Annotated in this window: 11 protein-coding genes; 5 read left to right on the forward strand and 6 right to left on the reverse strand. The window is 71.6% G+C overall.

The window, feature by feature from the left end:
* Nucleotides 1-164: 164 nt before the first annotated feature.
* Nucleotides 165-1,520 carry a dipeptidase gene (locus tag CP978_RS31490; RefSeq protein WP_043446565.1) on the reverse strand — a complete coding sequence of 452 codons (1,356 nt, stop codon included), beginning with the start codon at nucleotides 1,518-1,520 and terminating at the stop codon, nucleotides 165-167.
* A 182-nt stretch (nucleotides 1,521-1,702) separates the two neighbouring features.
* Here CP978_RS31490 and CP978_RS31495 point away from each other — a divergent pair, with 182 nt between their 5' ends.
* Complete coding sequence (locus CP978_RS31495; protein ID WP_043446568.1) at nucleotides 1,703-2,935, forward strand: geranylgeranyl reductase family protein; 1,233 nt, start codon at nucleotides 1,703-1,705, stop codon at nucleotides 2,933-2,935.
* On the opposite strand, the gene CP978_RS31500 is transcribed toward CP978_RS31495, so the two are convergent.
* Nucleotides 2,925-3,374, reverse strand: coding sequence for a nitroreductase family deazaflavin-dependent oxidoreductase (locus CP978_RS31500; RefSeq protein ID WP_043446570.1), 450 nt, complete (start codon nucleotides 3,372-3,374; stop codon nucleotides 2,925-2,927). The two genes, CP978_RS31495 and CP978_RS31500, sit on opposite strands and share 11 nt — an antisense overlap.
* A gap of 316 nt (nucleotides 3,375-3,690) precedes the next feature.
* Between CP978_RS31500 and CP978_RS31505 the strand changes: the two genes are divergently transcribed.
* The 3 genes from CP978_RS31505 (at nucleotide 3,691) to CP978_RS31515 (ending at nucleotide 6,423) form a co-directional block, all read left to right on the forward strand.
* Complete coding sequence (locus CP978_RS31505; protein WP_043449995.1) at nucleotides 3,691-4,383, forward strand: TetR/AcrR family transcriptional regulator; 693 nt, start codon at nucleotides 3,691-3,693, stop codon at nucleotides 4,381-4,383.
* 121 nt (nucleotides 4,384-4,504) lie between these two features.
* On the forward strand, nucleotides 4,505-5,761 hold the full coding sequence (locus CP978_RS31510; RefSeq protein WP_107070477.1) for a sensor histidine kinase: 1,257 nt from the start codon (nucleotides 4,505-4,507) through the stop codon (nucleotides 5,759-5,761).
* The gene (locus CP978_RS31515; RefSeq protein ID WP_043446575.1) at nucleotides 5,758-6,423 is read left to right on the forward strand and encodes a response regulator transcription factor; all 666 of its coding nucleotides are present in this window, start codon (nucleotides 5,758-5,760) and stop codon (nucleotides 6,421-6,423) included. The genes CP978_RS31510 and CP978_RS31515 overlap by 4 nt, the downstream gene beginning before the upstream one ends.
* A gap of 147 nt (nucleotides 6,424-6,570) precedes the next feature.
* Here the strand turns inward: CP978_RS31515 and CP978_RS31520 are convergent, their stop codons facing one another.
* Nucleotides 6,571-7,764, reverse strand: a complete 1,194-nt coding sequence (locus tag CP978_RS31520; RefSeq protein ID WP_043446579.1) for an MFS transporter — start codon at nucleotides 7,762-7,764, stop codon at nucleotides 6,571-6,573.
* A 344-nt stretch (nucleotides 7,765-8,108) separates the two neighbouring features.
* On the opposite strand from CP978_RS31520, the gene CP978_RS31525 reads away from it, so the two are divergent.
* Nucleotides 8,109-8,747, forward strand: coding sequence for an HD domain-containing protein (locus CP978_RS31525; RefSeq protein ID WP_107070585.1), 639 nt, complete (start codon nucleotides 8,109-8,111; stop codon nucleotides 8,745-8,747).
* Here the strand turns inward: CP978_RS31525 and CP978_RS31530 are convergent.
* The 3 genes from CP978_RS31530 to CP978_RS31540 all read right to left on the reverse strand — a co-directional run bounded on the left by CP978_RS31530 (nucleotide 8,681) and on the right by CP978_RS31540 (nucleotide 12,570).
* A complete protein-coding gene (locus CP978_RS31530) occupies nucleotides 8,681-9,787 on the reverse strand; it encodes a GlxA family transcriptional regulator (RefSeq protein WP_079162592.1) in 1,107 nt (368 codons plus the stop codon). The two genes, CP978_RS31525 and CP978_RS31530, sit on opposite strands and share 67 nt — an antisense overlap.
* Nucleotides 9,788-9,849: 62 nt before the next feature.
* The gene (locus CP978_RS31535; protein ID WP_052454410.1) at nucleotides 9,850-11,694 is read right to left on the reverse strand and encodes a glycoside hydrolase family 15 protein; all 1,845 of its coding nucleotides are present in this window, start codon (nucleotides 11,692-11,694) and stop codon (nucleotides 9,850-9,852) included.
* 96 nt (nucleotides 11,695-11,790) lie between these two features.
* Nucleotides 11,791-12,570 carry a DeoR/GlpR family DNA-binding transcription regulator gene (locus tag CP978_RS31540; protein ID WP_043446587.1) on the reverse strand — a complete coding sequence of 260 codons (780 nt, stop codon included), beginning with the start codon at nucleotides 12,568-12,570 and terminating at the stop codon, nucleotides 11,791-11,793.
* Nucleotides 12,571-12,693 lie beyond the last annotated feature (123 nt).

The following is a 12,693-nucleotide window of genomic DNA, read 5'->3' on the forward strand; positions in this document are numbered from 1 at the left end:
GGCGCCGGGCACGGTGCCTGTCGGCCGAATACCGGAGCATGTCCGCGACGGGTTCCGCTCCCGCACCACGAGGGGCGGTGCCATGGGGCGGCAGGGGCACGCCCCGGGGCGGGAGCGGCAAGGGGTCATGGCGTGGACGGACCCCTTGCCGCGGGCGGAATTGCTCAGCTCGCCGCGTAGTTGCGCAGAAACAGTGCCTCCGTGACCGACAGACGCTCCAGCTCCTCGGGGGACACGCTCTCGTTCACCGCGTGGATCTGCGCCTCCGGCTCGCTCAGGCCGATCAGCAGGACCTCCGCCTGCGGATAGAGCGCCGCCAGGGTGTTGCACAGTGGGATGGAGCCGCCCTGGCCCGCGTACTGCATCTCCTGGCCCGGGTAGGCGACCGCCATCGCCTCGGCCATCGCCGCGTACGCCGGGCTGGTGGTGTCGGCCCGGAACGCCTGACCCTGACCGAGCTGCTCCGTCAGCACCTGGGCACCCCACGGGGTGCGCGCCTCCAGATGGGCCCGGAGCAGCTTGGTCGCCTCGACGGCGTCCGTGCCCGGCGGCACCCGCAGGCTGACCAGCGCACGGGCGCTCGACTGGACCGAGGGCGTCGCACCCACGACCGGCGGGCAGTCGATGCCGAGGACGGTCACGGCCGGGCGCGCCCAGATCCGGTCGGCGACCGAACCGGAACCGATCAGCTCCACCCCGTCGAGCACCTTGGCGTCCTTGCGGAACTGCTCCTCGGCGTACTCGACGCCCTCCCACCGGGCTTCGGAGTCCAGCCCGTCGACGGACGTCGAACCGTCCTCGGCCCGCAGCGAGTCCAGTACGCGGACCAGCGCGGCCAGCGCGTCGGGCGCGGCCCCGCCGAACTGGCCCGAGTGCAGATTGCCTTCGAGCGTGTCCACCTGGACCCGTACGAGGGTCATGCCGCGCAGCGTGGCGGTGACCGTCGGCAGGCCGGCCCGGAAGTTGCCCGCGTCGCCGATGACGATGGTGTCGGCCTCGAGCAGATCCGGGTGCTCCTCGGCGTACCGCTCCAGACCGCCGGTGCCCTGCTCCTCCGAGCCCTCGGCGATGACCTTGATGTGCACGGGCACGCCGCCGTCCGCCTTCAGCGCGCGCAGCGCGAGCAGATGCATGATGATGCCGCCCTTGCAGTCGGCGCTGCCGCGGCCGTACCAGCGGCCGTCACGCTCGGTCAGCTCGAAGGGCGGGGTGGACCAGCCGGCCTCGTCGAGCGGCGGCTGCACATCGTAGTGGGCGTACAGCAGGACCGTCTTCGCCCCCTCGGGGCCGGGCAGGAAGCCGTACACCGACTGGGTGCCGTCGGGGGTGTCCAGCAGCGCCACGTCCTGGAACCCCTCGGCGCGCAGCGCGTCGGCGACCCAGCCGGCGGCGCCCTCGCTCTCGCTCCTGGGGAACTGGTCGAAGTCCGCCACCGATCGGAAGGCCACCAGCTCGGTGAGTTCCTCCTTCGCTCTGGGCATCAGCGAGGCGACGGCCTCGGCGACTGGACGCGACGACATGGGCACTCTCCTTGTGGGTCCGGCGTTCTACGGATGGGTACGGCTTCGGGTGTATGAGTAGGCGCGTACTGGTGTGCAGGGCGCATACGCTGCCGATCCTCCCACAGCGACCTCGGACGCCGTCGCCGTAGGATGCGGGAGTCAGATGCGGCAGGCGGTTGGATCGGGAGCAGTAGGCCATCGTGAGCAGCGAGAACTCTTCGGCGGACGACGTGCAACGGGTGTGGGACGTCGTCGTGGTGGGCGCGGGACCCGCGGGAGCATCTGCCGCCTATGCGGCTGCGGTGGCGGGGCGCAGAGTGCTGTTGCTGGAGAAGGCGGAGCTGCCCCGCTACAAGACCTGTGGCGGCGGCATCATCGGACCCTCGCGCGACTCACTCCCGCCCGGCTTCGAACTGCCGCTGCGCGACCGGGTGCGCGCGGTCACCTTCTCCAACAACGGGCGTTTCACCCGCACCCGCCGCTCCAAGCACACGCTGTTCGGGCTGGTCAACCGGCCCGAGTTCGACCAGCAGCTCGTGGAGCACGCCCAGAAGGCGGGGGCGGAACTGCGCACCGGAGTGACGGTCTCACGGGTCGAGCAGCACGGCTCGGCGGTGCCGGACCGGCGCACCGTGGCCGTGGTGCTGCAGGGCGGGGAGACACTGCTGGCGCGTGCCGTGGTGGGCGCGGACGGCAGCGCCAGCCGGATAGGAGCCCATGTCGGGGTGAAGCTCGACCAGGTGGATCTGGGCCTGGAGGCGGAGATCCCGGTACCGGACACCGTCGCCGAGGACTGGCAGGGCCGGATCCTGCTCGACTGGGGTCCGATGCCGGGCAGCTATGGCTGGGTCTTCCCGAAGGGCGACACACTGACGGTCGGTGTGATCTCCGCCCGTGGTGAAGGTGCCACCACCAAGCGGTACTTGGAGGACTTCATCGCCCGGCTCGGGCTAGCCGGCTTCGAACCGAGCATCACTTCCGGGCACTTGACCCGCTGCCGCGCCGACGACTCGCCCCTGTCGCGCGGGCGGGTGCTGGTGTGCGGGGACGCGGCGGGGCTGCTGGAGCCGTGGACCCGTGAGGGGATCTCGTTCGCGCTGCGGTCGGGACGGCTCGCGGGGGAGTGGGCGGTGCGGATCGCGGAGGCCCACGACGCGGTGGACACGCGCAGGCAGGCGCTGAACTACGCGTTCGCCATCAAGGCGGGGCTGGGCGTCGAGATGAGCGTCGGCAAGCGGCTGCTGGCGGTCTTCGAGCGCAGGCCCGGACTGTTCCACGCGGCCCTGACCGGTTTCCGTCCCGCCTGGAAGGCGTTCAAGGACATCACCCAGGGGACCACGTCCCTGGGCGAGATGGTGCGGAACCGGCCGTTCGTCCAGCGCGGGCTGACCGCGCTGGACCCGGGCACCGCGGACGACGGCGTCAGTTCGTGACGGTGATGTGGAAGACCGGGTGGTCGGGGGCGACACGGCGCAGGTCCTCGTCCGGGGAGTCGGGGCCGACGCCGTTGAAGAAGACGCCGACCTCGGCCTTCCACCGCTTCAGATAGGCGCGCAGCAGCGGAACCTTGTCGTCGTCGGCGACCTCGGTGGCGGTGAACGCCTCCACCTTCTTGCCGAGATGCAGTTCGCCCCCGCCGGCCGCCCGCATGTTGTGGGTCCACTGGACGTGGCCGCGGGGGGCGACCAGGTACTGCTGTCCGTCCACGGTCATCAGGTTCACGGGGGTGGTGCGCCAGGCGCCGCTCTTACGGCCCCGGACCGCCAGGACCCGTGAGCCCCAGACGCTGATGCCGCGGCGGGTCAACCAGGCCACGGCCCGGTTGACGACATGGACGGTGATCCAGCCAGGCTTCTGGACGTGCGTGGACATGGCGACTTCCTTCGGGGTGTGGTGGCGTGCCGGTGGTCGTGGCGGTGCTCCTTCGAGAGCAGTGCTCTCGTCCGAGGCAAGTATGGGCGTGAGGGGCGATCCAAAGCAAGAGCGGTGCTCACATTGGCGCGCGGCGCTCTCGTTTCAGGTTGACGCTGTCGCCGTAACCCGGCTCCTGGGGTGGTGAGCGCTGCTCCGCAAGGGGGCTGTCGGGGTGCAGGGTGCGACTTCGGTCGATCTGGAGAGCGCTGCTCCTTCCTGAGAGCGCCGCTCTCTTTTGCGTGCACCGCTCACGTTCCTGTGCGACACTGCCCGCATGAGCACTGCACGAGGAGCCCGCGCCCGCGCCCGGATCGAAGTCACCGCCGCCATCAAGGACGAGGCACGCAGACAGCTCGCCGCGGAAGGCGCCGCCAGACTGTCGCTGCGCGCCGTCGCCCGCGAGCTGGGCATGGTGTCCTCGGCGCTCTACCGCTACTTCCCCAGCCGCGACGACCTGCTCACCGCGCTGATCATCGACGCCTACGACTCCCTGGGCGAGGCCGCCGAGGCCGCCGACGCCGCGACCGGCGATGTCGCCCCCGTCCGGCGCTGGGTCGCGGTGTGCGAGGCCGTACGCCGCTGGGCGCTCGCGCATCCGCACGAGTACGCGCTGATCTACGGTTCGCCGGTGCCCGGCTATGCGGCGCCCGAGACGACCGTCCCGCCCGCCGCCCGGGTGGGGCTCCTGCTGATCGGCATCGTGCGCGACGCACACCGGCGGCGCGGAGTGGCCCTCACCCCGGTGCCCGCCGAACTTCAGCCGGAGGCCCGCCGTATGGCCGCCGAGCTGGCCCCCGACCTGCCGCCGGAGGTGGTCACCGCCATGGTGGCCTCCTGGGCGCAGCTGTACGGACTGGTCGGCTTCGAGGTGTTCGGGCAGTTCAACAAGGTGGTGGAGGACCGTGAGGCCTTCTTCCGGCACGCGGTGACCCAACTCGCCCACGGTGTGGGCCTGGTCTTCCCCTAGGCGCCTGGCCGTCGGGTACCGGACCGGCAGGCCGGCACCCGGACGTACTCCCCGGGGAGTACCCGTGATCACCTCGTCCGGCTGACGTCGTCCCCGGTCAGGGGCGTCTAGCGTGAACCTCATGGAGGAGCAGAGCACAGAGGACCGGCGGCCATGGCACGGCCCGCCGTGGTGGCGCCGCTGGGGCGAGGAGCCCCGCGGATTCCGCCTGCCCTGGCGCAGCACCGTGCTGCTCACCGCCTTCGTGGTCGTCGGCACCCACTTCTCCGCCCACCACCAGCGCGGGGGCCGCGCACCCCTCGATGCCCTCGCCTTCGTACTGGTGCTCGTCGCCTCGGGGGCGCTGCTGTGGCGGCAGCGGCATCCCGTCCTGGTGGTGTTCGTGACGGCGGCGGCAGCGATGGTCTATCTGGGCGCCGGTTACCCGTTCGGACCGGTCCTGCTCACCGTCGCGGTCGGCTGTTTCAGCGCCCTGGTCGCCGGACACCGCAGGGCCGCCTGGGCGGCCGTGGGGATGTTCTGGGCCGGGCACGTCCTGGTCGCGCACTGGCTGTACCGGTGGCTGCCGCCGCCCGGCGACACGGCCGCCTCCTGGGGTCAGGAGCTGGTGGTCGCCGCCTGGGTGGCGGCGCTCGTGGCGCTGGCGGAACTGGTGCGCGTCCGGCGTGAACAGTGGGCGCGTGAGCGGGCCGAACGCGCCCAGGCGGCGCGGCGTCGTGCGGACCAGGAGCGGCTCCGCATCGCCCGCGAACTCCATGACATCCTCGCCCACAACATCTCCGTGATCACCGTCCAGGCGGGCGTCGGCCTGGCGCTCCTGGACTCCGACCCGGAGCAGGCGCGCACCGCGCTCATCACCATCAAGGCCGCCGGCAAGGAGGCGCTCGGGGAGGTACGCCAGGTGCTGGACACGCTGCGCACTCCCGGTGACGCGCCCCGCGCGCCCGCGCCCGGCCTGGACCGGCTGCCGGAGCTGGTCGAGCAGGCCGGGCACGCGGGTCTCACGGTCACGGTCGAGGGCGAGTCGCCGAGGCTCGCGCCGGGCACCGACCTCGCCGCGTTCCGTATCGTCCAGGAGGCCCTCACCAATGTGGTACGGCACTCGGGATCACGGCAGGCGCGGGTGCACCTCGACGGCACGGCGGGTGTACTGCGCCTCCGGGTCGACGACGACGGTCCCGCGAGCGGTGCCGACGCCGGGGGCAGCGGCAGCGGACTCGCCGGTATGCGGGAGCGGGCCGCCGCGCTCGGCGGGACGCTCGAGGCGGGGCCCCGCCCCGGCGGCGGTTTCCGGGTGATCGCGGTACTGCCGCTGACGGTGTCGCCCGAGGAACCCCAAAAGCGCGGGGCGACCCCCGAAGACAGGGAGGACCGTTGATCCGGGTACTGCTCGCCGACGACCAGCTGTTGGTCAGGGCCGGGTTCAAGGCGCTGCTCTCCGCGCAGCCCGACATCGAGGTCGCCGGGGAGGCATCCGACGGCGAGGAGGCGCTGCGCGGGGTGCGCGAACTACGGCCCGACGTGGTGCTGATGGACATCCGTATGCCGCTGCTCGACGGGCTCGCCGCGACCCGCCGGATCACCGGGCAACCGGACCTGGAAGATGTGAAGGTGGTCATCCTCACCACCTTCGAGCTCGACGAGTACGTCTTCGAGGCGATCCGCTCCGGTGCCTCCGGCTTCCTGGTCAAGGACACCGAGCCGGACGAACTGCTGCGCGCGGTACGCGCGGTGGTCGACGGCGACGCCCTGCTCTCGCCGGGGGCGACCCGGCGGCTCATCGCCGAGTTCGCGGCCCGCTCCAAGGAGCCGGCCGGCGCCGTCCCGCTCGATGAACTCACCGAGCGGGAGAGGGAGGTGATGGCCCTGGTCGGCATCGGCCTGTCCAACGACGAGATCGCCCGCCGTCTCGTCGTCAGCCCGCTCACGGCGAAGACCCATGTCAGCCGCACCATGGTGAAGCTGGGCGCCCGCGACCGGGCCCAACTCGTCGTGCTGGCCTATGAGTCGGGACTGGTACGACCCGGCTGGCTGGGCTGAGCGGCGGCGCCGCGGCCGAAGCGGACCGCGGGCCCGTGGCGGACGGCGGACTCGAAGCGGACCGCGGACCTGTGACGGACCGCGGACCCATGGCAAACGGCGGAACCGTGGCGGACGACGGCCCCACGGCGGACGGCGACCCTGGACTCAGGGACGCACGGCGGCCGCGCGGCGCGCCCCGATCCCGATCGCGCAGCCGATCACGGAGGCCACCGCCGCCAGCACCGCCACACTGGTGAGCGCGGTGGGCAGCGAGTACCAGTCCGCCATGAACCCGATCGCGGGCGGGCCGAGGAGCATTCCGCCGTAGCCGAGCGTCGAGGCGACGGCGACCCCGCCGGCGCCCGCGAGGGCCCCGGCCCGTTCGACGGCGATCGGGAAGAGATTGGCGAGGCCGAGGCCGGTGACGGCGAAACCGGCCAGAGCCGCCCACACGGACGGGGCGAGCGAACCCAGCAGCATGCCGGCCGCGGCCGTGGCACCGCCCGCCATCACCGTACGGACCGGTCCGAGGCGTTGCAGGAGCGCCGTGCCGGTGAGCCGGCCCACGGTCATGGCGAGCGCGAAGCAGGAGTATCCGGCCGCGGCCACACCCGGGTGGGCGTCCAGGTCCTGCTCCAGGTGGAGGGCGCCCCAGTCCGCCAGTGCGCCCTCTCCGTACGCGGTGCAGAGCGCGATCAGCCCGAACACGGTCACCAGGCCCCGGCCCCGGCCCTGGCCCCGGGTCTTCGGGAGGCGGGGTGTGCGTCCCTCGGAGGGAGCGAGGTCCGCCGGTGCCGGAGGCTGATGACGCAGCAGGGTGCGTCCGGCGGCGGCGGTCACCAGCAGACCGATCACGGTGAGCCCGAGCAGATGCCGGGTGGGGGACAGGAACCCCGCGACCAGCCCGCCGAGTCCGGCGCCCACCATGCCGCCCAGGCTGAACGCGGCATGGAAGACCGGCATGATCGGCCGTCGGAGCGCGGCGATCAGATCGACGGCGGCGCTGTTGAACGCGACGTTCATACCGCCGTACGCGGCTCCGAAGAGCAGCAGCACCAGCGCCAGTGCGAGCACCGAGTGGGTCAGCGGGGGCAGGGCCACGCTCAGGGACAGCAGGACGGCGCAGACCACGGTGACGGGGTGACTGCCGAAGCGGCGGCAGAGCCGTCCGGTGAGTGTCATCGTGATCACCGCTCCGGCGGAGACCCCGAGCAGCGCGAGCCCGAGGTCGCCGGCCGACGCCCCGATCTGTTCCTTGACCGCCGGGATCCGGACCACCCATCCGGCGAAGACAAAGCCGTCGAGGGCGAAGAAGGCGGTGATGGCGATCCGGAGTCTGGTCAGGTCGTCGCCCGGCACGACACTGTGCGGGGCCAGTTTGTTTATCTGCGGCACAAAGTAAGGGTAGGAGGGCGCCCGGACCCCGGCAAGGGAAGCGGAGGCGACACCTGCGGAAACGGGCGGGCCCTGGTTTCGGTCCGTCGCCGGTTGCCGCCGGGACGGGAGGGTGTCCCGATCCGAGGGTCGCGTGTCCCGCGCGACCGCCGCGCCCGAGGGCGGGACGGGCGTTGACTGGGACATGTGGCCACCGGGACCGGGCCGGGACCGCCGAAGGCACGGCGGCACCGGTGACCGACCGCCCGCCCGGGCCCGGAGTCCTGCCCGCCCCGTACCGGAGTACATCGGAGGACATCATGGACACCATTCCGGCCAAGATCGCCGGCATCGGCGTACCCGACAGCAAGCTCGCTCGGGAGGCGACCGAACTCGTCCGGGAGGCGGCCTCCCCCACCGTCTTCCACCACTCCCGGCGCGTCTACTTCTGGGGTGTGCTGCGCGGACTGAACCGCGGGCTGTACGCCGACCCCGAACTCCTCTACGTCGGCGCCCTCTTCCACGACCTGGGCCTGACCGAGCGCTACCGCCGTGACGACCAGCGCTTCGAGATCGACGGTGCCGACGAGGCCCGGAGTTTCCTCCGCCGGCACGGCATCGGACCCGACGACGCGCAACTGGTGTGGGAGGGGATCGCCCTGCACACCACCCCCGAGATCCCCTGGCACATGGCGCCCGAGGTCGCCCTGGTCACCGCGGGCGTCGAGGCCGATGTGCTGGGCCTCGGCCTCGACGAGATCGGTGACCGGGCGCTCGAGGAGGTAGTCGCCGCGCATCCGCGGCCCGACTTCAAACGGCAGATCCTGAAGGCGTTCACGGACGGCATCGCCCACCGTCCCCGGACGACGTTCGGCAATGTCAAGGCCGATGTGCTGGAGCGCTATGTGCCCGGGTTCGAGCGGGAGAACTTCGTCGACGTCATCCTCGGATCCGACTGGCCCGAGTGACCGGCCGGCGGCCATGGGTTTCCCGGGACCTGTGTGTCCTGCCGCCGTGTGGTGCGGAACCGGTCCCGGTACGCCCCCGGTGTCACCCCGAGGATCCGCCGGAAGGCCCGGCGCATCGTCTCCACCGATCCGAACCCGCTCGCACGGGCCACCGAGTCGAGGGGGTCGCCGCCGCTCTCCAGGAGGGCCTGGGCGGCCTCCAGCCGGATCCGTTCGACGAACTGCGCCGCGGTCATACCGGTCTCGGTCCGGAACAGACGGGTGAGATGCCGTTCGCTGACCCCGGCGCGCCGGGCCATCGCCGTCAGGGTGTGGTCTCCGCGGGGATCGGCCGTGACCGCGTCCAGGACATGGCGCAGCACTGAGTCGGTGCCGTACCGGGCGCTCTGCCGCACCGAGAACTGGGACTGCCCGCCCGGCCGGGCCATGAACACCACGAGGTGTTTGGCGGTCGCCCGCGCCACGTCCGCGCCGAGGTCCGCCTCCACCAGCGACAGCGCCAGGTCGATGCCCGCGGTGATGCCCGCGGAGGTGACGAAGCGTCCGTCGCGCACGAAGACGGCGTCGCTGTCCACCGTGAGGCCGGGGTAGCGCGCGGCCAGGTCGGCGGCGAGCCGCCAGTGGGTGGCGACCCGCCGTCCCTCCAGCAGTCCGGTGGCGGCCAGGGGGAACGCCCCCGCACAGATCGACGCGACCGTCCCGGAGGCCGCCGCCAGCCGTGCGACGGCGGTCACCAGCGGGGTGTCGGAGACGGCCGCCCACCAGTCGGGACGGCCGGGCACCATGAGCGTGTCGAGCGGGAGGTCCACCTCGTCCAGCGCGAGATCGGGCATGAGCCGCACCCCGGCCGTCGCCGTCACCGGTTTGCCGTCCAGGGAGGCCGTGGTGATGCGGTAGTCGCCGCCGTACGCGTTGGCGGCGCCGTAGACCTCCAGAGGGCCGGTGGCGTCGAGGACCTGGACACCGTCGAAGAGCACCATCAGGACCCGGTGCGGACGGTGCGGGGCGGGCGGCAGATGGGGGGACGGCACGACGGTCATAGGGGCAGCCTTGTTCCTGGAGCGAGCGCGGGGCAAACCGGGGGGCGTCGGCCGATTGCTCCTCAGCCCAGGGCCCGGTCGAGGTTGAAGGCGGCACTGATCAGCGCGAAGTGGGTGAACGCCTGGGGGAAGTTGCCCTGTTGCTCGCCGGTGTGGCTGATCTCCTCGGCGAACAGGCCCAGATGGTTGGCGTAGGTCAGCATCTTCTCGAAGGCCAGGCGTGCCTCGTCCAGACGGCCCGCCCGGGTCAGGGCCTCCACGTACCAGAACGAGCAGATCGAGAACGTCCCCTCCTCGCCCCGCAGGCCGTCCGGGCTCACCAGGGGGTCGTACCGGTAGACCAGCGAGTCGGAGACCAGGTCCTGGGTGAGGGCGTCCAGCGTGGACAGCCACTTGGGGTCGGTGGGCGCGATGAACTTGGCCAGCGGCATCATCAGCAGCGCCGCGTCGAGGACATCGTCGTCCTCGTTCTGGACGAAGGCCTTGCGCGTCTCGGACCAGCCCCGTTGCATGATCCGCCGGTAGATGGTGTCGCGGTTCTGCCGCCAGCGGGGCAGATCGGCGGGCAGACCACGGTGGTTGGCGACCCGGATGGCGCGCTCGATCGCCACCCAGCACATCAGCCGGGAGTAGAGGAAGTTCTTGCGGCCGGCGCGGGTCTCCCAGATGCCCTCGTCGGGCTGGTCCCAGTGCTTGCAGACCCAGTCCACCAGCTTGCAGACGTCGTCCCACTGGTCGCTGGAGATGGGCTGCGCCCATTTGTCGTAGAGGTAGATCGAGTCGATGAGGGCGCCGTAGATGTCGAGTTGGAGCTGGTCGGCGGCGGCGTTGCCGACCCGCACCGGTGCGGAGCCCTGATAGCCCTCCAGATGGTCGAGTTCCTGCTCGGGCAGGTCGGTGCTGCCGTCGATCCGGTACATGATCTGCAGCGGTCCCGACGGTCCTCCCTCGCCGTGGATGATGTGCCGGGTCACGAAGTTCATGAACGCCTGCGCCTCGCCGGTGAAGCCGAGGCGCAGCAGGGCGTAGACGCAGAAGGCCGCGTCGCGCACCCATACATACCGGTAGTCCCAGTTGCGTTCGCCGCCGATCTGCTCGGGCAGGCTGGTGGTCGCCGCGGCCACGATCGCGCCGCTCGGCGCGTAGGTGAGCAGCTTCAGAGTGAGGGCGGAACGGTGCACCATCTCCCGCCACCGGCCGCGGTAGCGGGAGGAGGACAGCCAACGTCGCCAGTACGCCACCGTGGTGGCGAACTGGCGCTCCGCCTCGGCGCGCGCACACATCAGCGGAGGGAGATTGCTGTCGACCTGGTCCAGCGCGAACACCGCCGACTCGCCCTCGGCGAGCTTGAAGTCCGCCCATACGTCCCGGTCGTCGCCCTCCAGGGGGACGGTGGCGGTCAGGGCCAGCGACAGGCCGACGGACTCGAAGAGCGCCATATCACCGTGCAGCTGCAGGGTGTGCGGTTGCCGCCCGTAGTCGAACCGCGGGGAGACCTGCACCCGGAAGGGGAGGGAGCCGCGCACACACAGGACCCGCCGGATCAGGCGGTGGCGTTCCGTCTCGACCGCCTTCTCGCCGATGGGCATGAAATCCTGCACCTCACCGACGCCGTCCTCGGTGAAGAACCTGGTGATCAGGATGTTGGTGTCGGGGAAGTAGAACTGCTTGGTCCGGCCGGGCACGGTCGCGGTCAGCTCGAAGGAGCCGCCCCGGTCCGCGTCCAGGATCGAGGCGAAGACGCTCGGGGCGTCGAAGGCCGAGACGCAGTACCAGTCGATGGTGCCGTTCGACCCCACCAGGGCCACGCTGCGGAGGTCACCGATCAGCCCGTGCTCGGCGATCGGCAGATACCGGGTGTCCCCGGGCACGTACTGGTTGCACTGGTCGGACGACGAATCGGCCATGACAGCCTCCCTGACACCCGGCGCACCCGCCGCGGCTCTCAGCTTAGGTGCAGGGGCCTCGGGCGGCACGGGGAGCGGACGGGCGTGGAACCGCGGTCAGACCACGATCACCCGGAGGCCCGCCTCCTCGAAGCGCCGTACCGTGTCCGTCCCTGCCGCCGCGTCCGTGACCAGTGTGTCCACCGATTCCGTCCCGCAGATCCGGGCGAACGCGCGCTGCCCCAGCTTGCTGGAGTCCGCCGCCACCACGACCCGCTCGGCACGCTCGCACAGCAGTCGGTTCACCGCGGCCTCCGCCTCGTCGTGCGCCGCCGCACCGTGGGCCACATCGAGGGCCACCACACCCAGTACGGCCACATCGAGGGTGATCTGGCCGAGCACACCGTCCGTGAGCGGTCCGATCAGCTCGTACGACTGCGGGCGTGCGACCCCGCCCGTCACCACGATCTTGAACTGGGGGCGCACAGCCAGTTCATTGGCGATGTTCAGCGCATTGGTGACGACGGTCAGCGCCGGGGAGCCCGAGGTCAGGTCGTCGCGCACCGCCAGGGCGCGGGCCACCTCCGTGGTGGTGGTGCCCCCGGTCAGCCCCACCGCCTCACCGGGCGCGATCAGCCCGGCCACCGCCTCGGCGATGCGCTGCTTCTCCGAGGCGTGCCGGGCCGTCTTGTAACGCAGCGGCAGCTCGTAGGAGACGCCGTGCACCACCGCCCCGCCCCGGGTGCGCACCAGCATCTGCTGATCGGCGAGCCGGTCGAAGTCCCGGCGGATCGTCGCGGCCGACACCTCCAGCTCGGCCGCCGCCTCCTCGACGTCCAGTCGGCCCCGCTGCACGAGCAGTTCCAGCAGGGTGTTCCAGCGGGCGTCGCGCGACATCCCCACTCTCCGATCCCTTCTCCCGGCCTTCTCTCCCGATCTTCGGCGCTCGACCTTAACCCAGCCGTCTTCCGTCGCGATGCTTGATTGTGCTCGAAAGGAGGCCCTATCTTGCAGAAACAC

Source organism: Streptomyces nodosus, assembly GCF_008704995.1.
Classification (GTDB): Bacteria; Actinomycetota; Actinomycetes; order Streptomycetales; family Streptomycetaceae; genus Streptomyces; species Streptomyces nodosus.

Coding starts and splice junctions, on each gene's coding strand:
- CP978_RS31490 (WP_043446565.1), bottom strand. CDS start 1,520: ATGTCGTCGCGTCCAGTCGCCGAGGCCGTCGCCTCGCTGATGCCCAGA.
- CP978_RS31500 (WP_043446570.1), bottom strand. CDS start 3,374: ATGTCCACGCACGTCCAGAAGCCTGGCTGGATCACCGTCCATGTCGTC.
- CP978_RS31505 (WP_043449995.1), top strand. CDS start 3,691: ATGAGCACTGCACGAGGAGCCCGCGCCCGCGCCCGGATCGAAGTCACC.
- CP978_RS31510 (WP_107070477.1), top strand. CDS start 4,505: ATGGAGGAGCAGAGCACAGAGGACCGGCGGCCATGGCACGGCCCGCCG.
- CP978_RS31530 (WP_079162592.1), bottom strand. CDS start 9,787: ATGACCGTCGTGCCGTCCCCCCATCTGCCGCCCGCCCCGCACCGTCCG.
- CP978_RS31535 (WP_052454410.1), bottom strand. CDS start 11,694: ATGGCCGATTCGTCGTCCGACCAGTGCAACCAGTACGTGCCCGGGGAC.
- CP978_RS31540 (WP_043446587.1), bottom strand. CDS start 12,570: ATGTCGCGCGACGCCCGCTGGAACACCCTGCTGGAACTGCTCGTGCAG.